This window comes from Streptomyces chisholmiae, from assembly GCF_031845445.1.
Taxonomy (GTDB): domain Bacteria; phylum Actinomycetota; class Actinomycetes; order Streptomycetales; family Streptomycetaceae; genus Streptomyces; species Streptomyces chisholmiae.
This window is the reverse complement of the sequence record NZ_JAVREO010000006.1, coordinates 359,696-379,814: the sequence shown is the minus strand read 5'-3', so window position 1 is coordinate 379,814 and position 20,119 is coordinate 359,696. Positions and strand designations below refer to the sequence as shown.

Sequence of the window (20,119 nt, the reverse complement as noted above, 5' to 3'; positions counted from 1 at the left end):
GTGCGTGGCGGCCGGCGCCGGCCGCCACGCACACCTCGCCGGCCGCGTCATGGCGCGCGCTCTCGCCGGTTCGGCACGGGCCCGTGGGTCATCGCCCGGCGAGCGCGCGACCGGGCCAACCGGGCGGCTCGGGACGCCTGTTCATCCGGTTCCGGGCCAGGCGGCGTCCTGCGGCCGCCGCTCCCGCACCACCGTGGCACGGACCGGCGCGAGCGGCCACCGCGGCGCGCGCGCCCGGGGCGGCCGGCCGCCGGACCTCAGCAGGCGCAGGGGGCGGCGCCGCGCGGGGCGGTCAGCGGATCGGCGGGGCGGCGGGCGACGCCGGCGGCGTCCGCCACCGGGAAGCCCTCCCGGATCCAGTACTCGATGCCACCGATCATCTCCCGCACCCGATAGCCGAGTCGGGCGAACGCCAGGGCGGCCCGGGTCGCGCCGTCGCAGCCGGGGCCCCAGCAGTAGGTGACCACGGGCAGCGCCGGGTCGAGCAGTTCGGCCGCCCGGGCCGGGATGTCCGCGGTGGGCAGGTGCAGGGCGCCCGGTATCCGGCCCTGGCGCCAGCCGGCCGCACCGCGCGAGTCGACCAGCCGGAAGCCGGGGGCGCCGGACTCCAGCGCGGCGTGCACGTCGGAGACGTCGGTCTGGAAGGCGAGCCGGGCGGCGAAGTAGGCCGCGGCCTCGGCCGGTCGGGGATGGGGGCCGGGGCCACCGGCGAGGTCGGCCGGGGGCGCGACGGGGGTGTGGGTCATGGTTCGACCCTAGGCAGCCCACCCTCACCCTGGAACCGACGATCCCCGGCGTTCCCCGGCCACGACCGGGGATCACGTGCCAGGATGAGCGGATGACCGAGGAATCCCTGGACGAGACCGACATACGGCTGCTGGCCGCCCTGCAACGTGACGGACGGGCCAGCTACGCGGAGTTGGCGCGGGCCGTCGCCATGTCCGCCAGCGCGGTGACCGAGCGGGTGCGGCGCCTGGAGGAGAGCGGGGTGATCAGCGGCTACGCGGCGGTGGTCGACCCGGAGCGGCTGGGTCTCGACATCCTGGCGTTCGTCCGGCTCCGTTACCCGACGGGGCACTACAAGCCGTTCCACGACCTGGTCGCGAGCACCCCGGAGATCGTGGAGGCACACCATGTGACCGGGGAGGACTGCTTCGTGCTCAAGGTGCTCGCCCGCTCCATGCGCCACCTGGAGGGCGTCACGGGCCGGATCGCCGGACTGGGCTCGGTCACCACCAGCGTCGTCTACTCCAGTCCGCTCGCCGGCCGCCCGATCACCCCGCCGTGACCGCGTCGCGGGCCGGGCGGCCGCAACGCCACACTGAGGCAGGGAAGTTGGTGGGAACGGCCGTCCTGGCTGACGGGGCGTCAGCGAAGAAAGCCCTTACCCGACCCTTGACGGCGGCTGCGCCCGGTTCGTAGCGTCACGGCCACCCCGTTCTTTCGAGCCCGTTACCACCCCCTTGCTTTGAAACGACTCAGTCGCGCCGTTCGACCCACCGACCACCACTCACCGTTGGGGTTGGGCGGCAGCTGGCGAGCAGCTCGCCCCGCCAACTGAATCGTGTCAATACGAGTGGGGCCGCAGTCGCAGGACCCGTAGCACCCCCGTCGCTCTCACCGCCGGAAGGACCCGCATGAGACCTCCACGACCAACCGACCGTCGGCGCCCGACGCGCGGCGGACGCCGGGCGGGCGTCGCGCTGTTGGCCGCCGCCCTGCTGACCACCGGCCTGGCCGGCGGCGCCCCCGGCGCGCTGGCCAACGCCCCCGGCGGCCACGGGAACGGCCATGGGAACGGCCACGGCCATGGAAACGGCGACTCGGGCCCGCAGTTGGAGGAGCTGGACCGGGGCCTGGTCGCGGTCAGCACCGAGGAGGGCGTCTTCCTCAGCTGGCGGCTGCTCGGCCCGGAGGCCACCGGCCACACCGAGACCGGCGTGGCCGGCCCCGACTTCCGGGTCTACCGGGACGGCCGCCCGGTGACCACCGTCACCGACAGCACCAACTTCCTGGACACGGACGGGACTTCGGCCTCCAGCTACCAGGTCGCCGCTATCGTGGACGGCCGGGAGCAGCGGCGGAGCCCGCGGATCAGCCCCGCCTCGGAGCGCTACCACGAGATCCCGCTGACCAGGCCGGCCGACGGCGTCACCCCCGCCGGCGAGAGCTACACCTACTCAGCCAACGACATGAGCGTCGGCGACGTGGACGGCGACGGCGCCTACGAGTACATCGTCAAGTGGGACCCGTCCAACTCCAAGGACGTCTCCCAGGTCGGCTACACCGGCAACGTCTACCTCGACACCTACGAGCTGGACGGCACCCTGCTCTACCGGGTGGACCTCGGCGTCAACGTGCGGGCCGGCGCGCACTACACGCAGTTCCTGGTCTCCGACTTCGACGGCGACGGCCGCGCGGAGCTGATGCTGAAGACCGCGCCCGGCACCAAGATCACCCGGTACAACCCGCAGGGCCGGCCGACCTCCGAGCACCACGTGACGATGCCCCGCGAGGACGTGCGCGCCGGGCACCGGCACAGCGACGACCACCGGTTGAGCGCCGAGCAGTACTTCGACCACCTGGTCGACATGTTCCAGGGCTGGTCGTCGCACCCCGAGGTGGTGGCGGGGAACTGGCCGGCCACCCTGGAGGAGGCGTTCGGCATCGAGCCGACCCGCTCCTACCCGCTCTCCCGGGCGGACGCCGAGGAGCTGGCCGACTACTTCGTGGACGTCTACGCGCCGTCCCGGAGCGCGCGGAACGTGCTGCGGGACTTCGAGGGCTTCATCCTGGACGGGCCGGAGTACCTCACGGTGCTGGACGGCCGGTCCGGGCGCGAGCTGGACACCGTGCGCTACTGGCCGGACCGGCACGACGACGGGCTGATGTGGGGCGACTACGCCATGAGCCGCATCGAGCCGGGCAACCGGGTGGACCGCTTCCTGGCCACCGTGGCCTATCTGGACGGCGAGACCCCGTCCGCGGTCTTCGCCCGCGGCTACTACACCCGTTCCACCCTGGCCGCCTACCGCTGGGACGGCCGCCAGATCCGTCAGGAGTGGACGGTGGACAGCGGGTTCGCCCCGATGAGCAACCCGTTCAACGACTCGCCGCACGGCGTGGACGGCACCGACCCGGAGTACGGCACCCTGACCACCCAGGGCTTCCACTCGCTCAGCTCGGCCGACGTGGACGGCGACGGCCGGCAGGAGATCGTCTACGGCTCGGCGACCCTGGACGACGACGGCTCGCTGCTCTACAGCTCCAGCCACCTGATGCCGCCGGAGAGCGCCACCCCCGGTGAGGAGGCCAGGCTGGGCCACGGCGACGCGATGCACGTCGCCGACATCGACCCGGACCGGCCCGGGTTGGAGATCTTCACGGTGCACGAGGGCGGCGCCTGGGCGCCGTTGGGCCACGCGCTGCGGGACGCGGCCACCGGCGAGGTGCTGCACGGCGGCTACACCGGCGTGGACACCGGGCGCGGCATGATCGGCGACGTGCTGCCCGACGTGCCGGGCCTGGAGACCTGGGGCTCCAACGGCGTGGGCCTGTGGAGCGCGGCCGGCGAGCGGCTGGGCGACGCGATCCCGGGCACCAACATGAGCATCAGGTTCGGTCCCGAGCCGACCACCCAGCTGGTCAACGGGGCGCTGGAGGTGACCCCGACGGTGGACGACTGGACCCGCGGCACGCTGCTGACCGCCGACGGCACCCGCACCAACAACCACACCAAGGGCAACCCGTCGCTGGTCGCTGACATCTGGGGCGACTGGCGCGAGGAGCTGCTGCTGCGCACCGAGGACAGCTCGGCGATCCGGATCTACACCAGCACCGAGGTCACCGACCACAAGCTGTACACGCTGATGCACGACCCGCAGTACCGGGCGGAGATCGCCCGGCAGCAGACCACCTACAACCAGCCGGCCTACCCGAGCTTCTACCTGGCCTCCGACATGGACTGGTCGCGGGTGCCGCTGCCGGGACGCGACTGACCGAACCCGGGGTGGCCGCCGCCCGCCGAGCGGCGCCACCCCGCACGACCGGGACCCCCGACCCGGACGGCGGCCGGCGCCCCCGTTGCGAGGCGACGGGGGCGCGGGCCGCCCCGCGGGCCCGGCCACGGACTTCCGTGGCCGGGCCCGCGGCCGTTGGCCGGCGCGCGGGCGGGGGCTGGGGCCGTTGGCGGGCCGAGCGGGCTCAGCCCAGCAGGGCGACGCCGCCGGGGCGCGGCCTGGCCAGGTGGGCGGCGGCGGTGCCGAGGCCCCGGGGGCCGCGGGCCCGACGCAGGTCGGACTCCTTGTACCGGTGGCAGTCCTGGTGCCAGAGCAGGATGCCGGAGAGCCAGTTCTCCAACTCCTTCACATAGCCGGCGAGCACCTGACGGGCTTCCGCGTCGAGCTGGAAGTCGTCGTAGAGGACCGGCAGTTCGTTGGCGGCGACGTGCTGGAACTGGCGCATCCGGCCCTTCATCAGGTCGTGCAGGATGGCCAGCCCGGTCGGGTAGTCGGTGTCGAAGAAGTTCTGCACGACCAGCACGCCGTTGTGCAGCTCGCCCTCGAACTCGACCTCCTTCTGGTAGGAGAAGACGTCGTTGAGCAGCGCCGCGTAGTCGGCGGCCGCGTTCTCCAGGGAGCGCATCGGGCCGCTGCGGTAGACCTCGGGCGGCACGGTCCGGCCGTGGCCGATCCGGCAGAGGCTCATGGTGAGGTCGGAGCCGAAGGTCATCCGGCGCATCTCGACGTAGTCCACTGGGTCGGGCACCCGGTTGAACAGCTGGTTCTCCAACTCCCAGAGCCAACTGGCGGTCATGTCCTCGATGGTGGCGCGGAAGGCGCGGCGGGCCTCGACCGTCATCGGCCCGGCGGTGCGCTGCCACAGGTCGAGCAGCCCGCGTTCCATGGCGTCCAGCGGCACGGTGGGCGGCTCGCCGTCCACCGGCATCAGGCCCGACATCCGGGCGACGCAGGCGCGGGCGCCGGCCAGGTCGCGGGTGCGGCCGAAGACGACGGGGAAGTAGTCGTCGCCGTAGGTGCCCCAGGTGAGCCAGGCGGAGCTGAGGTTGAGCCCGTCCACGGTGGCGTCCGGGTGGATGCCGGCGGCGCAGAGCGGGAAGTCGTAGCCGACCAGGTCGGCCTCGTCCCAGATGTGTGAGGCGGGCTGGCCCGGTTGGGGCTGGAGCAGGCCCATCCGGTGGGCCCACTCGACGACATGGCGCCTGGCGGTGTCCAGGTGCGGGCTGAGCCGGACCTGGAACGGCATCTCGAAGTCCGGCAGTCGGGACGGCCCGACCGGGTGCGGGAGGTGGGTGAAGGTGCGCAGCCGGCGCCCGCCGAGCCGCCCGGCGCCCCGGCCCAGCTCGGCCGCCGCCGTGCCCAGGCCGGTCGGCCCGAACGGCAGCGGGACGGGGCCAGCGCCCGACGAACGTGCCTCGACGGCGCCCTCGTTCATGTAGCGGCTGGACCGCAGGTGCCACTCGTGGCCGCCGGACTGCCAGTCCTGGAGGCCCTTGACGTAGCCGAACAGGGCGGCCTGCTCGGCCGGGTCGAGGCCGGCCTCGACGGCGAGCGCCGGGAGTTCGGTGAGCGTGGTGTGCTCGAACTGCTGGAGCCGGCTGGTCAGCAGGTCGTTGACGGAGTCGGCGGCCTGCTGCGTGGTGCAGTCGAGGAACGTCTCCAACACCAGGACGCCGTTGGAGAGTTCGCCCTCCTCCTCGGTCTCCCGCTGGTAGGAGAAGAGGTCGTTCCTGAGGTGGACGCCGTCCGAGAAGCTGTCCCGGAGCACCCGCAGCGGGCGGGAGCCGGCGACCCGGGCCGGCACCTCGGCGCCCGCCGCGTACTCGACCAGGCCGGCCGACCAGGGGGCGCCGCCGACCTTGCGGCGCATCTCGATGTACTCGACGGGGTTGGGCACCCGGCCGATGTTGATGTTGGACAGCTCCCAGAGCGACTCGTTGAGCAGGTGCTCGGTGCTCTCGGCGAAGCGCGCCCGCCAGTCGGCCGACATCGCGGGGGTGGTGCGCGCCCAGAGGTCGGCGAGGCCGGCCTCCACCGGATTGGTCGGCTCGGGGGGCGGGGTGCCGTCCATCGGCATGAAGGCGGGCAGCCGGTCGAGATAGGCCTTGCCGCCGACGCGGTCCTGGCTTCGCTTGAAGATCTCCAGGAAGTGGTCGTCGAAGAAGAAGACCCACACGTACCAGTCGGTGACCAGGGCCAGGCCCTCGGCCGTGGCGTCGGGGTGGGTGTAGGCGCAGAGCAGGGCGTAGTCGTGGTCCGCGAGGTCCTGTTCGGTCCAGATGCCGGAGCCCTCCAGCATGCCCATCCGGCGGGCCCACGCCGTGGTGTGCGCGCGGGCGTGTTCCAGATGCGGACTGAGCCGCGCGGGGTGCGGTAGGTAGAAGTCCGGCAGTGCGAACGGCTGTGCCATGGTGGTGTCTTCTCTGTTTGTCTGCTCACGTCGCCCGATCGGCAGACAGCCCTACCCCTGGTTCGCTGGAACTACCCGGGCCGCAAATAAGTCAGATGAGATGTACGCAGCACCTTGGCGGCGGCAGGACGACGACCCCCACGGGTCGCGGAACGGGGGCCGGGCACGTGGCACAGACGCACTACGCGGAGAGGCGGTCCTGGAACCCGCTGAGCCCGGCCGTCCAACTCACCGAGTGGGAGCTGCGGATCGGCGGCGAACGGCTGCCCCTCGACGAACTCCACCTGGTGGCGATGGCCGAGGCCTGGCTGCGCGGCCGCTGGATGGGGGGCGGCGGCACCGAACGCCCGCTGTCCGCGCTGCCCCAGGGCCCCGGTCGGGTGCCGGTGATCCGGATCAGCGGCGCCGCGCGCCCGCTGAAGGTGCGGAACGCCGCCGCCTTCGCCGCCGCCCTGGGCCCGTTGGCGGTCCGCCGCTCCGGCGGCCAGGACCAGGTGCGGCGGGCCGAGGCGGAGGCCGCCGGGGTCGGCGTCCCGCTGTGGATCGCCCGCCGGCAGGCGCCTGGCCCGCACGGCCAGGCCATCACGGTCGCCGTGGACCGGCGGCTGGTCAGGGCCGACGTGTGGTCGGCCGGCGCGCCCCAGGTCCGGCTGCGCGGCGGCTACGGGCGGCCGGCCGGATTCCGCGGCTGCCTCGACGAGTTGACGGTGACCGTGGGGCCCGCCCGGGCCACCCTGGAGTTCGACGACGGCTGGCGGGGGATCAACCGGTCGGTCGGCCTCGGGCACGACGGCTCGTTCTGGACACTGACGCCTCGGAACTCCCGGTCCAGCCAACTGACCAGGAACGGCCGGCCGGTGGCGACGCTCACCGCGCCGCGGCCGGCCGAGCTGCGGCGGATCGGCGACCGGCCGATGCCGCTGGCCGACGTCCGGCACGAGTCCTTCGACCCGCTGGACGCGGTGCTGGCCCACCTGTTCGCGGTGGCCTTCGGCCTGGGTGAGGCGAACGGCGCCGTCCGGTTCGGCGGCCGACGGGCCCTGCCGCACCCGTCCGATCCGGTGGTCTGGGAGCAGCCCTGGTACACCGGCCTGCGGCAGCACCGGCACGACTCGGGCCCCGGCGGCGCGGCCGACGGCTGGGGCGGCGACGGCGGGGGCGCGGAGGGCGGCGGTGCCGACGGTGGGGGTGGGGACGGCGGCGGGGACGGGGGCGGCGGCGGAGGGGGCGACGGCGGGGACGGTGGCGGTGGCGGGGGTGGCGGCGGCGAGTGAGCCGGCGGGCGGGCGCGGGGGTCGCTGCGGGGGTCGCGGGTACTACGGCGAGGGGCGTGTGGGGAGGCTCGCACGCCGGCGGGTGTCGGGGTGGTGCGCGCCGGCGGGCGGTTACCGTTCCCTGGCCCGCTGGAACCGCCGGGCGCCGGCGGCCAGGTCGACCAGTGGCGCCGGGTAGTCGGGGCGCTCACCCGCCGGCAGGCGCCACGGCTGGTGCACCGCGCGCCCCTCGATCCGCGCCAACTCCGGGACCCAACGGCGGACATAGGTCCCGTCCGGGTCGAACCTGCGGGCCTGGGTCAGCGGGTTGAGCACCCGGTTGGGCCGGGTGTCGGTGCCGGTGCCGGCCGCCCACTGCCAGTTCAGCTGGTTGTTGGCCAGGTCGCCGTCGACCAGCAGGTCGAGGAAGTGCCGGGCGCCCAGCCGCCAGTCCAGGTAGAGCGTCTTGGTGAGGAAGCTGGCCACCAGCAGCCGGGCCCGCCCGTGCATCCAGCCCTCGTGGCACAGCTGCCGCATCGCCGCGTCCACCACCGGGAAGCCGGTGCGCCCGGCGCGCCAGGCGGCGAACGCCGCCGGGTCGTCCCGCCAACGGTCGCCGTGCGACCGGTAGTCGCGGTGGCCGGCGGCGGGCCGGGCGGCGAGCACCTGGTGGTGGAAGTCGCGCCAGGCCAACTGGCGGACGAAGTCCGCCGCGCCCGGGCCGCCGGCCCGCCGGGCCTGGTGCAGCAGGTCGGTCGGCGACAGGCAGCCGAAGTGCAGGTAGGGGGAGAGCCGGGAGGTGGCGTCGGCCGCCAGGTCGTCCGACAGCTCGTGGTAGTCGGCCAGCCGGCCCCGGCGCCAGGCGGCCAGCCGCCGCCGGCCGGTGGCCTCGCCGCCGCGCGGCAGCCCTGGCGACGGGCGCCCCTCGGCGAGGGCGGCGCCGTCCGGCAGCGGTTCGGACCGCACGCCGGCCGGCACCGGCACCGTCCGGGGCACCGGCAGCGGGCGGCGCACCGGCTCCCGGTCCCAGCGGCGGAAGTAGGGCGTGAAGACCGCGAAGTGGTCCTTCCCGGCCGGCGTCAGCCGGCCCGGCGGGACCACCGTGAGCACCGCGTCGTGGACCCGTAGGGCGCGCCCGTCCGCTTCGAGCGCCCCCCGCAGGCGCCGTTCCCGCTGGCGCGCGTACGCGCTGACGCCGGCCGCCAGATGGACCTCGCCGGCGCCGGTCTCGGCCGCCACCCGGGCGGTCTCCGCCACCACCTCGCCGCGCCGTACCACCAGCCGGCCGCCGCGCTCCGCCAGCTCGTCGGCCAACTCGGCCAGCGCGTCGGCGAGGAAGGCGGCGCGGTTGGGCACCACGAAGCCGCGGGCGGCGACCCCCTCGTCCACCACGAAGAGCGGCACCACCCGCCGGGCCGCGGCCAGCGCGCCGCGCAGCACGGGGTTGTCGCGGAGCCGCAGGTCGGCGGTGAAGAGCGCGATCGAGACGTCCACCGGGGTCTCCCAACGGGATGCTTGTGCTGCGGGCGTGGTGCGGGTGACGCGACGCCGCCGAGCGGCGCCTCGACGGTAGCCGGGTCGGCCCGGAACCCCGCCGTGCGCGGGCGCGCGGCCCCGTTGCGGGGCGCGTGTCCCGCAACGGGCGCGACCGGCGCCCGCCCCCGCACGCCCCGTCCCGCGCCACCGCCCCACGTCACCACCGCCCATGTCACCACCGTGCCGCGGTCACGGGCGGGCGCCGGCGGCCAGGTGCCCACCGCTCGCGCCGGCGTGCGCGCTGGCCTCCGCGCGCGCCGCGATCTTGCGGACCATCCCGCCGAAGATCCAGGCGTGGAACGGCGCCACCGCCCACCAGTAGAGGTGCCCGACGAACCCCCGCGGGTGGTAGAGCGCCCGCTGCCGGTAGACCGTGCGGCCGGCCGCGTCCCGGCCGACGGCCAGCTCCAGCCAGGCGTCGCCCGGCAGCCGCATCTCGGCCCGCAGCCGCAGCCGGGTGCCGCGTTCCAGCGCCTCGACCCGCCAGAAGTCCAGCGCCTCCCCCAGCCGCAGCCGCACCGGGTCGGCCCGGCCGCGCCGCAGCCCGACGCCGCCCAGCAGGCTGTCGAGCCAGCCGCGCACCGCCCAGGCCAACGGCGCCGAGTACCAGCCGTTCCGGCCGCCGATGCCCTCCACCACCCGCCAGAGCGCGTCCGGGGGCGCGTGCACCACCCGTTCACGCTGGTCGGTGTAGAGGTCGCCGCCGGCCCACGGCGGGTCGCCGGGCATCGGGTCGGCGGGCGCCGGCCGTTCGGCCGGGCCGAGCGGCTCGGCGGCGCCGACCCGCCGGACCGCCTGGCGGAGCGCCGCGTCGATGCCGAGGAAGCCGCCGGGCGGCGGCAACACGTAGCAGGTGATGTCCTGTTCGTGGCAGACCACCTCGTGCCGCAGCGACTCGACCAGCGGCCGCGCCAGCCGGCTCGGCACGGGGGTGACCAGCCCGACCCAGAGGCTGGAGAGCCGCGGGCTGAGCACCCGGACCGGCAGGATCAGCCGCCGGCGCAGCCCGGTGTGCAGCGCGTAGCGGCGCATCAGGTCCTGGTAGGTGAGCACGTCGGGCCCGCCGATGTCGAACCGCCGGTTGAGGTAGTCGGGCAGCCGGGCACTGCCCACCAGCAGGTGCAGCGCGTCGCGGACCGCGATCGGCTGCACCCGGGTGCGCACCCACGCCGGGGTGGTCATCACCGGAAGGCGTTCGGTCAGGTGCCGCAGCATCTCGAAGGAGGCCGAACCGGAACCGATGATGACCGCCGCGCCCAGCACCGCCGTCGGCACCCCGGAGGCGAGCAGCAGCCGGCCCACCTCGGCGCGGGACCGCAGGTGCGGGGAGAGCCGTTCCTCGGGCACGCCGGGTGGGATCAACGCGCCGAGGTAGACGATCCGCCGCACGCCGGCGGCGCGCGCCCGTTCCCCGAACGTGCGGGCGGCGCGCCGGTCGGTCTCGGCGAAGTCGGCGCCGCCGCCCAGCGCGTGCACCAGGTAGTAGGCCACGTCGATGTCGCGCAGCGCCCCGGTCAGCGAGTCCGCGTCGGTCAGGTCGCCGCGCACCACCGAGACGCGGTCGATCCAGGGCCGGTCGGCCAGCTTGGCCGGCCGGCGGGCCAGGCAGCGCACCGTGTGTCCGGCGGCCAGCAGCTCCGGCACCAGCCGGCCCCCGAGATAGCCGGTGGCGCCGGTGACCAGCGTGCGCAGCGGCGGTTCGGCCTGCCCCATGGGTGCCTCCGGGTCCGGTCCTGGCGCGGTGCGACGGCCGCGCGGTCGTCGCTGGTCACCATGCTTGGCCGAGCCGTCACCGGCCGCAAGCGGAACCGACTCCCGAACGGCCGTGGGCCCCGAAACAGCGGCGAGAGCAGGCACCAGACCCCTCCGGGGCCGGAAAGCGGAACGAATCCTCGGTTCTCTGTTCGCCCCCGCCCATGGGCCGTGACCTCTCGGGGCTCCCCACCGTTGGCCTGTCGAATGCCCACGGTGAGGAGTGATCAGAATGTCGTTGCCGACACCGTCGGGTGTCTTTCCGTTGGTCTTCCCGCTGTCCTTCCCCCTGGAGCCCCGGTTGGGCCGGGGCCGGCCGCTGGAACACACCAGGGGCTTCGCCTCGCCGCTCACCCGGATAGTGCTGAGCAGCGAGGGCCAGACGACCACCCTGCTGGAATCCATGTCCGGAGAATCGTTGCGGCTGCGCTGTCTGGCGCAGTTACGGGTGACCGCCCGGGAGACCGGCGAGGGGGTCGCGGCGCTGCTGCGCACCCCCGAGGACACCGGCGTGCTGGTCCGGCACACGGCCACCACCAGGACCTGCGGCGAGCCGCTCTCGGTCAACCACGTGGTGGCCAGGCTGGACCTGGAACCGGCCATCGAGCACTGCCTGACCAGCACCTCGGTGCCGCTGGGTCGGGCGCTCACGGAGGCCGGCACCGGGCACCGCCGCACCCTGCTGGAGACGGGGCGGCGCCCCTGGGGCCAGGGCGGCGACAACCGCCCGGCCTGTTTCAAGACCTACCTGGTCTGGCACCGCGACCTGCCGCTGGTGCTGATCAACGAGCTGTTCAACCCCTCCTACGTACCGGCGGGTTGAGGTGCCAGTGAGGAGCCGACGACGAACCCAGGTCGGCATCGTGGGGGCCGGCCCGGCCGGCCTGGCGCTGGCCAACGCGTTGACGCGGCAGGGCGTCGACTGCGTGGTGCTGGAGCGCGCCAGCCGGGTGCGGGTGGAGGGCCGGCAGCGGGCCGGCCTGGTGGAGGACCGGACGGTGCGCTGGCTGCGTTCGCAGGGGCTGGCCGACCGGCTGCTGGTCGAGGCGACCCGCCACGACTGGTGCGACTTCCGCTGTCTGGGGCACACCGTTCGAGTGGACTACGGAGCGTACTCCGGCGGGCGCCAACACTACGTCTACCCGCAGCAGAGCCTGGTACGGGACCTGGTCGCCACCCTGGAGAAGGCCGGATCCCCCCCGTTCTTCTCCCATACCGTGCGGGCGGTAACGAACATCACCGGCCGGCGTGCCCGGCTGGAGTGCGAAGAAGGCATGGAGATCGAATGCGACTACGTGGTCGGCTGCGACGGCTTCCGCGGCATATCGCGTGCCGCGCTGCCCGCCACCGGGCACCGCGTCCACAACCGCCGCTATCCCTACGACTGGCTGACGGTGTTGGCCGAGGTGGACCGGCCGGCGGAAGGGGTGCGCTACGCGGTGCACCGGGCGGGCTTCGCCGGGATGATGCCGCGGGGGCCGCGGCTGAGCCGCTTCTATCTCCAGTGCCCGCCGGGCGAGCCGGTGACGGCCTGGCCGGCCCGGCGGATCGTCGCGGAGCTGCGCACCCGGCTGGCGGACGGCGACCCGGCGGGCGTGCCGGCCATCGGCGCGCTGCCCGAGGTGCGGATGCTGCGGATGCACAGCAGCGTGCTGACGCCGCTGCGGCACGGCCGGCTGCTGCTGGCCGGGGACGCGGCGCACGTGCTGACGCCGTCCGGCGCCAAGGGCATGAACCTGGCGATCGCGGACGCGGCGGCGGCGGCGGACGCCCTGGTGGCCCGGCTGCGGGACGGCGACGAGGGGCCGCTGGCCGGCTACAGCGCCGCCCGGCTGGCCGATGTCCGGCGGGTGCTCGGCTTCTCGGAGTGGCTGCTGGCACTGCTGCACCTGCCGGCCGACCCGGCCGCGGACCCGGCGAAGGAGCTGGCCGAGCGGTTGGCCACGGTGCGCCGGCTGGCGACGCCCGGGGCGCGGGCCCGTGCCTTCGCGCACCGCTACGTCGGCTCCGGCGTGCGGGAGGGCTGCGATGACGGTCCTGACTGAGAACGTCCGCGCCCTCTACGGCTTCTCCCGCGGCACCCAGGCGACGCTGAGCGTGGCGCAGCCGATGCTCGGGCTGCTGCTGGCCGGCGGCGGTTCGCCGGGCCGGGTGCTGCTGTGCGGGGTGGCCGCGTTCGCCGCGTTCTTCGCGGTGTTCGCCGTGAACGACCTGATCGACGCGAGCATCGACCAGCAGCGCTTCGACCACCTGCGGGAGTTCGACGGGTTCGACATCGACAGCGCCGGGGTGCGGCACCCGCTGGCGCAGGGCCGGCTGAGCCTGACGGTGGCCGCCTCCTGGGTGGCCTCGCTCGGCGCCGCGGCGCTGGTGCTGGCCGCGCTGCTCAGCTGGGTGTGCGTGGTCCTCTTCGTGGCCGCCGGGCTGCTGGAGGCGGTCTACTGCAAGCTGGCCCGGGTCACCCCGTACAAGGCCCTGCTCACCGGCGTGATGGTCGCGCTCGGCGGCTGCGTCGGCTGGTTCGCGGTGAGCGGCGCCGTGGACCAGCCGGTGCTGTGGCTGTTCGCGCTGTGGCTGGCCGCCTGGGAGATCGGCGGCCGCAACATCGTCAACGACCTGGCCGACGTGGACGAGGACGTCCACCTCGGGGTGCGCACCATCCCGGTGGTCTACGGGCGGCGGCTGAGCGGGCTGCTGGCCTGCGCGGCGCTGCTGGTGGCCTACGCGACCAGCGTGGGCATGATGTTCGCCGCGCTGCCGCACTTCGGGCTGTTCGGGGTGGCCGGCACGGTGGTGGCCGGCGGCTACGCGCTGGTGCTGCCGGGGCTGCGGCTGCTGCGCGGCTGTCAGCCGCAGGTCGCGTTGATGGTCTTCAACCGCGCCTCGCTGTACCCGGTGGTGCTGTTGGGCATGGCCCTGCTGGGCCTGGTGGTCCATCAGCTGACCGGCCTCTGACCCGCCCCCGGCTGACCGCCGCCGCGCCCCGCACGTCGTGGCGGGCGCGGCGGCGGTCAGCCGAGCAGCGCGGCGATGACCACGAGGGCCGGCACGGCCAGCGCGGTGGAGAGCAGCACCGACTCGCGGGCCAGCCGGGTGCCGACCTCGTAGTGCGAGGCGTAGGTGAAGACGTTCTGCGCGGTCGGCAGCGCCACCGTCACCACGACCACCAGCTGGGCGTCCTGGTCCAGGCCCACGGCCAGCGTCAGCAGCCAGGCGAGCAGCGGGGCGACGGCCGCCTTGAGCAGCACGGCCAGCAGCACCTGGCCGCGCTCCGGGCCGCGGGCCGGCAGCTCGCTGCCGTACAGCGAGATGCCGAAGGCCAGCAGCACCGCCGGCACGGCCATGTTGCCCAGCAGCACCACCGGCTCCAGCAGGGCGGCCGGCGGGCTCCAGCCGGAGCCGGCCACCGCGACCCCGGCGAGCGAGCCCAGCACGATCGGGTTGCGGAACGGGGTGCTGAGCCGGCGCCAGGTGCCCTGCCGCGCGCCGGCCGGCTGGGTGGTGTGGTCCAGCACGGTCAACACCACCGGGGTGATGACGAGTTGCTGGAACAGCAGGACCGGCGCCACCAGCGAGATGTCGTCCAGCACGTAGACGGCGACCGGGATGCCGAGGTTGCCGATGTTCACGTAGCCGGCGCAGAGCGCGCCCACCACCGTGGGCCCCACCCCCCAGCCCCGCAGGACGGCCACCAGCACGTAGCCGCCGGCGACCGCGAGCACGGCGGCGGCGGCCACCAGCAGCTGGCTGGAGAAGAGCGCGGACAGGTCGGCGGCGGAGACGGTGGTGAAGAGCAGCGCCGGGGTCGCCACCTGGAAGGCCAGCCGGGTGAGCACCTGCCGCCCGTTCTCGCCCAGCACCCCGCGCCGGCCGAGCAGGTAGCCGACGGCGATGACGGACGCGATGATCACGAATCCGGTCAGCACCCCACGCATGCACCGAACCCTCCGCCGCCCGCCGAGTGGCCGTCAATCGGTCGCCCACCTGTCGAGACATGCCACGAGTCGCCGGAAATCCCTCCAAACATGCCGATCTTGTTCAACCTTCTGTCGCACTATCTGGCATAACGTCCCGTCTTATGATCGCTCTGGTTGCGACCGCGCTCACACTGGCGCTGGCCACCCCGTTCGCCCCACCGTCGCCGCTCCCGTCCGCCACCCCCGCCGTCGCCGCCGGAACGGCCGCCGCGAGCGCCGCCGGGACGGCCGCCGCGAGCGCCGCCGGGACGGCCGCCGAGCCGACGCCGGCCCAGGCGCGCGGCGCCGAGCTGGCCGGCCGGATGGTCGCCGGCCTCACCGACACCGACGCGCTCCACCACCTCGGCGTCTTCCAGGAGATCGCCGACGCCGAGGACGGCCACCGGGCCGCCGGCTCCGCCGGCCACGAGCGGTCCGCCCGGTACGCCGGCCGGGTGCTCGCCGACGCCGGCTACCAGGTCACCTACGAGCACTTCACCTTCCCCTACCGGGAGCCGGTCGCCGAGCGGCTGACCGTGCTCGGCGACCCGGAGCGGGAGATCGAGGTGCACGCCCTCTCCTACACCGGCAACACCGAGCCCGGCGGGCTGACCGCCCCGCTGGTCGAGATCCGCGCGCACGGCGACGGCGGCGCCGGCTGCGCCGCCGAGGACTTCGCCGGCCGGGACGTCACCGGCCACGTCGCCCTGCTGGCGCGCGGCGACTGCACCTTCGCCCAGAAGCAGGCCAACGCCGCCGCCGCGGGCGCCGCCGCCGTGCTGGTCTACAACTCCGAGCCCGGCCGGCTCTCCGGCACCCTCGGCGAGCCCGACCCGGCGGCACTGCCCACCGGCGGCCTCGCCCAGGCCGACGGCCTGGAGCTGGCCGCCGCCGCCCGCGCCGCCGACACCCCGCTCACCGTCCGCCTCGACCTGCGGGAGCTGGTCGAGGACCGGGAGACCGTCAACGTGCTGGCCGAGACCAGGGGCGGCGACCCGTCCCAGGTGGTGCTCGTCGGCGCCCACCTGGACTCGGTCGCCGCCGGGCCCGGCATCAACGACAACGCCTCCGGCGCCGCCGGGGTGCTGGCCACCGCCCAGGCACTGGCCCAGGCCGCGCCGGCCGGCGGCCACCCGCACCGGGTCAGGTTCGCGCTCTGGTCCGCCGAGGAGCACGGCCTGCGCGGCGCCGAACACCACGTGGCCGAGCTGTCGCCGGCGGACCGCGCGGCCGTCGCGCTCTACCTCAACTACGACATGATCGGCTCGCCCAACCACGGGCTGTTCGTCTACGACGGCGCCGACCGCGACCCGCGCTCCGCCGCGATCAGCGCCGACCTGACCGCGTTCCTGGGCGGGTCGGCGGCGACCGCCAGGCCGACCCCGTTCGACGACCGCAGCGACTACGCGCCGTTCCTGGCCGCCGGCATCCCGGCCGGCGGCACCTTCGCCGGCGGCGACGGGCTGAAGTCCGACGAGGAGGCCGCCCTCTGGGGCGGCACCGCGGGCGAGCCGTACGACCCCTGCTACCACCGGGACTGCGACACCCTGGAGAACATCGACCCCGCCGGCCTCGCCACCCACACCGCGGCGATCGCCCAGGCGGTCGGCCGCTACGCCTGGGCGCTGCCGGCCCCGGTCGACCAGCCCTGACGCCAGCCCCGCACCCGAGCCCACACCCGACCCCCGCACCCGACCCCGCACTCGACTCGCCGGGGCGCCGGCCGGCGTCCGGCCGGTGCTCCCGTCGCCCGCCCGGACGCCGGCCGCCTTTACCACGCCGGGAGGCTGCGACGGGAGCACCGCGCCCGGTAGGCTCTCCGTGTGATCTTCAAGCGCATCGGAAACGGACGGCCCTATCCGGACCACGGCCGGGACCACACCCGGGAGTGGTCTGACGTGGCCCCGCGCCCGGTTCGCCTGGACCAGCTGGTGACCACCAAACAGCAGCTGGACCTGGAGACGCTCCTCGCCGAGGACTCCACGTTCTACGGCGACCTGTTCGCCCACGTGGTGAAGTGGCAGGGCGACCTCTACCTGGAGGACGGGCTGCACCGCGCGGTGCGCGCCGCGCTGCAACAGCGCCAGGTGCTGCACGCCCGGGTGCTGGAGCTGGGCGACTGACCGAAGCGGGGCGGGTTGCCCCGTTCGTGCCGCGTCAGCATTTCAGCTGATCATTTCTTGGGCCGTGACCAAAAGTCTGACTACGCTGCCGTCATGAGCATGTTGACGCCCCCCGGCATGGGCGGCAAGAAGTTCCGTGTCACGGGTGACCGTTACCCGAAGATGCGCCGCCCACGTCGGCACCGCCGCCGGGTGCTGGCGGCGGTCGGCGCGGTGGCGGCGGTCGGCCTGCTCGGCTTCGGCACCCTGCAACTCGTCGACGTGTTCACCGGGGGCGACTCGGCCGAGGGCTCCCCGCGGGCCAGGCCCGCCGCCGGCGACGCCGGGGCCTGCCAGCCGGCCGACGGCGACGCTGAACAGGCCGCGGAGGCCACGCTCCCGGAGCCGACCGCCGTCACCGTCAACGTCTACAACGCCACCACCCGCACCGGCCTGGCCCAGGACACCGCCGACGCGCTCGCCGAACGCGGCTTCACCATCGGCGCGGTCAGCAACGCGCCCGAGGAGCTGGACGGCCAGGTCAGCGCGCCGGGCCTGGTGCTGGGCAGCGAGGCGGCCAACGCCTCCGGCGCCGTCGCCCTGCTCACCACCCAGCTCGCGGACGCCGAGACCGGCGACGCGCTCGACGTGGCCCCGGTGACCGACCAGGCGGCGGACGACGCGGCGGACGACGCGGACCCGCCGGCCACCGACCCGGCCGCCGCGGTCGACCTGGTGCTGGGCGACGGCTTCACCGAACTGACCAGCGCCGAGGAGGCCGAGACGCTGCTCGCCGACCTCGCCGCCAGGACCGCGGCCGACGACCGGGCCGAGGACTGCTGACCGGCCACCAACCCCCGTTCCCGCCCCGCACCCCCGACCGGCCGTCAGGCCGTGCCGTACATCCGGTCGCCGGCGTCGCCGAGGCCGGGCACGATGAAGCCGTCCTCGTTGAGCCGCTCGTCCAGCGCGGCCGTCACCACCGTCACCGGGGCACCGGCCAGCTCGGCCTCCAGCCGCTCCGCGCCCTCCGGCGCGGCCAGCAGGCAGATCACCGTGACGTCGTCCGCGCCCCGCCGGATCAGCTCGTTGATCGCCGCCACCAGGGTGCCGCCGGTCGCCAACATCGGGTCCAGCACGTAGACCTGGCGCCCCGAAAGGTCCTCCGGCATCCGGTTGGCGTAGGTGGACGCCTCCAGCGTCCGCTCGTCCCTGATCATCCCCAGGAACCCCACCTCGGCGGTGGGCAGCAGCCGCACCATGCCGTCCAGCATGCCGAGCCCGGCCCGGATGATCGGCACCACCAGCGGCCGGGGGTGCGAGAGCCGCACCCCGGTCGTGCCGGTGACCGGCGTCCGGATGTCCACCTGCTCGGTCCTGACGTCACGGGTCGCCTCGTAGGCCAGCAACGTGACCAGCTCGTCGGCCAGCCGCCGGAACGTGGGGGAGTCGGTGCGCTCGTCGCGCAACGTGGTCAGCTTGTGCGCCACCAGCGGGTGGTCGACGACATGAGTCCGCATGTGTTCGACAGTAGCGAACGCCCTCGAACCGCCGACCGGCAGCGCCGCGCTCGCCGTATGTGCCCCCCAGGTGGACACGGCGCGGCGGCGACGTGGAGAGTGGTACCCGGCGGCGCCGTGTCGGAGAACCGGGAACGACACAGCGGACATACCGCGGGCGAACTGCCGAGTTACCCGACAGCGCACCCCTTATCTGCCACGATGCTCAAGGGCACTGCCGAACCGAGTGGGGAGAGTCACGGTGTACTTCACCGCACTGCTCGCGCGGACCGATCATGGTTGGGAAGCGAGTGATACAGAGCTTGACGACGTGGAGAGTCTGGACGAGCTAGCCGAGCTGGCCCGCGCGGCCGTTCCGGACGACGAGACGGTGCTGGTCTGCATCGAGCAGGAGGGCGCCTGGTTCGGGCTGGTCCGGGTGGACGGCGAGGACGACCCCCGGGTCTTCGTCTCGGACGCCGCCCGGGCGCTGCGCAGCGCCTATGGCGAGATCCTGCTCACCGACGAACTCCTCGGCCGCTCCCCGACGTCCACCGACTCCCTGGAGCGGATGGTCGACCTGGACGGCACCGAGGACGGCACCGACGACGACTCCGACGAGGCGGCGGACCACGCCGACGAGGAGCCGGCGAGCGGCGAGGCGGCGCCCCGTGGGCCGGTCGGGGACGCCGGCCTGCTGAGCGACCTCGGCATCGACACCAGCACCGTGCTCACGCTCAGCCCGGACGACGCGCTCGGCGAGATCGCGGACGCGCTGGGCTGCGCCGACGTCCTGGAGGCGGTCAGGTGACGACGGGCGGGTGACCCCGGCCCACCCGCACCGCCGACGGGCCGCGGTCGGCCACGCCAGCGCTGACCGCGCCCCGGGAACCCGATCCGAACCATCCGCCACCGGCACCGAACTCCGGCCGACCGAACCCGCGTTGAATCTCCGTTGAACCATCAGCCACCGAACGAACCCGCGGCGGGCGCCCCGGCCGACCCGCTGCGCGATCCCTGGCGCCCGGCCATGCGCCGGGCGCTCGCCCAGGCCGCGCGCGCCGGCGCGGCCGGCGACGTCCCGGTCGGCGCGGTGCTGCTCGGGCCCGGCGGCCCGGCGGGGCCGCCGCTCGCCGAGCGCCACAACGAACGGGAGGTCGCCAACGACCCCACCGCGCACGCCGAGATCCTCGCGCTGCGCGGCGCCGCCGGCCGCCTCGGCGACTGGCGGCTGACCGACTGCACCCTGGTCGTCACCCTCGAACCGTGCACCATGTGCGCCGGCGCCGCGGTGCTGGCCCGGGTCGGCCGGGTCGTCTACGGCGCCAGGGAGGCCAGAACGGGCGCGGCCGGCTCCCTCTGGGACGTCCTCCGCGACCGCCGCCTCAACCACCGCCCCGAGGTCATCGCCGGCGTCCTCGCCCCCGACTGCGCCGACCTGCTGACCGACTTCTTCCGCACCCCCGGTTTCGAAGCACCCCACGACGTGGGATAGGCTCTCTCCCGGTAGCGTGTCCGAGCGGCCTAAGGAGCTCGCCTCGAAAGCGAGTGTGGGGGCAACTCCACCGAGGGTTCAAATCCCTCCGCTACCG

At 74.6% G+C, this 20,119-nt stretch carries 17 protein-coding genes and 1 tRNA gene; 12 read left to right on the top strand and 6 right to left on the bottom strand.

The genetic code is table 11. From position 1 onward, the window contains the following. Nucleotides 1–257: 257 nt before the first annotated feature. The gene (locus RM844_RS13075) at nucleotides 258–746 is read right to left on the bottom strand and encodes a rhodanese-like domain-containing protein (protein ID WP_311667264.1); all 489 of its coding nucleotides are present in this window, start codon (nucleotides 744–746) and stop codon (nucleotides 258–260) included. A 71-nt stretch (nucleotides 747–817) separates the two neighbouring features. On the opposite strand from RM844_RS13075, the gene RM844_RS13070 reads away from it, so the two are divergent. Both RM844_RS13070 and RM844_RS13065 read left to right on the top strand, forming a co-directional pair. Continuing rightward, nucleotides 818–1,288 carry an Lrp/AsnC family transcriptional regulator gene (locus RM844_RS13070; RefSeq protein ID WP_449657323.1) on the top strand — a complete coding sequence of 157 codons (471 nt, stop codon included), beginning with the start codon at nucleotides 818–820 and terminating at the stop codon, nucleotides 1,286–1,288. A gap of 349 nt (nucleotides 1,289–1,637) precedes the next feature. Next, on the top strand, nucleotides 1,638–3,998 hold the full coding sequence (locus RM844_RS13065; protein WP_311667261.1) for a rhamnogalacturonan lyase: 2,361 nt from the start codon (nucleotides 1,638–1,640) through the stop codon (nucleotides 3,996–3,998). Between the two features lie 205 nt (nucleotides 3,999–4,203). Here RM844_RS13065 and RM844_RS13060 read toward each other — a convergent pair whose 3' ends face one another. Further along, complete coding sequence (locus RM844_RS13060; RefSeq protein WP_311667260.1) at nucleotides 4,204–6,429, bottom strand: terpene synthase family protein; 2,226 nt, start codon at nucleotides 6,427–6,429, stop codon at nucleotides 4,204–4,206. A gap of 167 nt (nucleotides 6,430–6,596) precedes the next feature. Between RM844_RS13060 and RM844_RS13055 the strand changes: the two genes are divergently transcribed. After that, nucleotides 6,597–7,703 (top strand): hypothetical protein, encoded by a 1,107-nt coding sequence (locus RM844_RS13055; RefSeq protein ID WP_311667259.1) that lies wholly within the window; start codon nucleotides 6,597–6,599, stop codon nucleotides 7,701–7,703. A 111-nt stretch (nucleotides 7,704–7,814) separates the two neighbouring features. Here RM844_RS13055 and RM844_RS13050 read toward each other — a convergent pair whose 3' ends face one another. Both RM844_RS13050 and RM844_RS13045 read right to left on the bottom strand, forming a co-directional pair. Further along, nucleotides 7,815–9,176 (bottom strand): cryptochrome/photolyase family protein, encoded by a 1,362-nt coding sequence (locus RM844_RS13050; protein WP_311667258.1) that lies wholly within the window; start codon nucleotides 9,174–9,176, stop codon nucleotides 7,815–7,817. Between the two features lie 231 nt (nucleotides 9,177–9,407). Further along, the gene (locus RM844_RS13045; protein ID WP_311667257.1) at nucleotides 9,408–10,931 is read right to left on the bottom strand and encodes an SDR family oxidoreductase; all 1,524 of its coding nucleotides are present in this window, start codon (nucleotides 10,929–10,931) and stop codon (nucleotides 9,408–9,410) included. 271 nt (nucleotides 10,932–11,202) lie between these two features. On the opposite strand from RM844_RS13045, the gene RM844_RS13040 reads away from it, so the two are divergent. Genes RM844_RS13040 through RM844_RS13030 form a run of 3 tightly spaced genes read left to right on the top strand, consistent with a single transcriptional unit; the run spans nucleotide 11,203 to nucleotide 13,925 of the window. Beyond that, the gene (locus tag RM844_RS13040; RefSeq protein WP_311667256.1) at nucleotides 11,203–11,793 is read left to right on the top strand and encodes a hypothetical protein; all 591 of its coding nucleotides are present in this window, start codon (nucleotides 11,203–11,205) and stop codon (nucleotides 11,791–11,793) included. 7 nt (nucleotides 11,794–11,800) lie between these two features. Then, nucleotides 11,801–13,015 carry a 4-hydroxybenzoate 3-monooxygenase gene (locus RM844_RS13035; RefSeq protein WP_311667255.1) on the top strand — a complete coding sequence of 405 codons (1,215 nt, stop codon included), beginning with the start codon at nucleotides 11,801–11,803 and terminating at the stop codon, nucleotides 13,013–13,015. Then, nucleotides 12,999–13,925 (top strand): UbiA family prenyltransferase, encoded by a 927-nt coding sequence (locus RM844_RS13030; protein WP_311667254.1) that lies wholly within the window; start codon nucleotides 12,999–13,001, stop codon nucleotides 13,923–13,925. The genes RM844_RS13035 and RM844_RS13030 overlap by 17 nt, the downstream gene beginning before the upstream one ends. Nucleotides 13,926–13,981: 56 nt before the next feature. On the opposite strand, the gene RM844_RS13025 is transcribed toward RM844_RS13030, so the two are convergent. After that, nucleotides 13,982–14,905: an AEC family transporter gene (locus RM844_RS13025; protein ID WP_311667253.1), complete on the bottom strand. Its 924-nt coding sequence runs from the start codon at nucleotides 14,903–14,905 to the stop codon at nucleotides 13,982–13,984. Between the two features lie 143 nt (nucleotides 14,906–15,048). On the opposite strand from RM844_RS13025, the gene RM844_RS13020 reads away from it, so the two are divergent. The 3 genes from RM844_RS13020 to RM844_RS13010 all read left to right on the top strand — a co-directional run bounded on the left by RM844_RS13020 (nucleotide 15,049) and on the right by RM844_RS13010 (nucleotide 17,871). Beyond that, nucleotides 15,049–16,578: a M28 family peptidase gene (locus RM844_RS13020; RefSeq protein WP_311667252.1), complete on the top strand. Its 1,530-nt coding sequence runs from the start codon at nucleotides 15,049–15,051 to the stop codon at nucleotides 16,576–16,578. A 171-nt stretch (nucleotides 16,579–16,749) separates the two neighbouring features. After that, nucleotides 16,750–17,049, top strand: coding sequence for a type II toxin-antitoxin system VapB family antitoxin (locus RM844_RS13015; RefSeq protein ID WP_311667251.1), 300 nt, complete (start codon nucleotides 16,750–16,752; stop codon nucleotides 17,047–17,049). 93 nt (nucleotides 17,050–17,142) lie between these two features. Further along, nucleotides 17,143–17,871, top strand: a complete 729-nt coding sequence (locus tag RM844_RS13010) for a LytR C-terminal domain-containing protein (RefSeq protein WP_311667250.1) — start codon at nucleotides 17,143–17,145, stop codon at nucleotides 17,869–17,871. 44 nt (nucleotides 17,872–17,915) lie between these two features. Here the strand turns inward: RM844_RS13010 and upp are convergent, their stop codons facing one another. Continuing rightward, nucleotides 17,916–18,548, bottom strand: coding sequence for a uracil phosphoribosyltransferase (upp, locus tag RM844_RS13005; protein WP_311667249.1), 633 nt, complete (start codon nucleotides 18,546–18,548; stop codon nucleotides 17,916–17,918). 241 nt (nucleotides 18,549–18,789) lie between these two features. Here upp and RM844_RS13000 point away from each other — a divergent pair, with 241 nt between their 5' ends. The 3 genes from RM844_RS13000 to RM844_RS12990 all read left to right on the top strand — a co-directional run bounded on the left by RM844_RS13000 (nucleotide 18,790) and on the right by RM844_RS12990 (nucleotide 20,119). Beyond that, entirely contained in the window at nucleotides 18,790–19,338 is a 549-nt protein-coding gene (locus tag RM844_RS13000; protein ID WP_311667248.1) for a tRNA adenosine deaminase-associated protein, read from the top strand. 219 nt (nucleotides 19,339–19,557) lie between these two features. Next, nucleotides 19,558–20,022 (top strand): tRNA adenosine(34) deaminase TadA, encoded by a 465-nt coding sequence (gene tadA / locus RM844_RS12995; protein WP_311667282.1) that lies wholly within the window; start codon nucleotides 19,558–19,560, stop codon nucleotides 20,020–20,022. A gap of 10 nt (nucleotides 20,023–20,032) precedes the next feature. Next, nucleotides 20,033–20,119 (top strand) — tRNA-Ser (locus RM844_RS12990).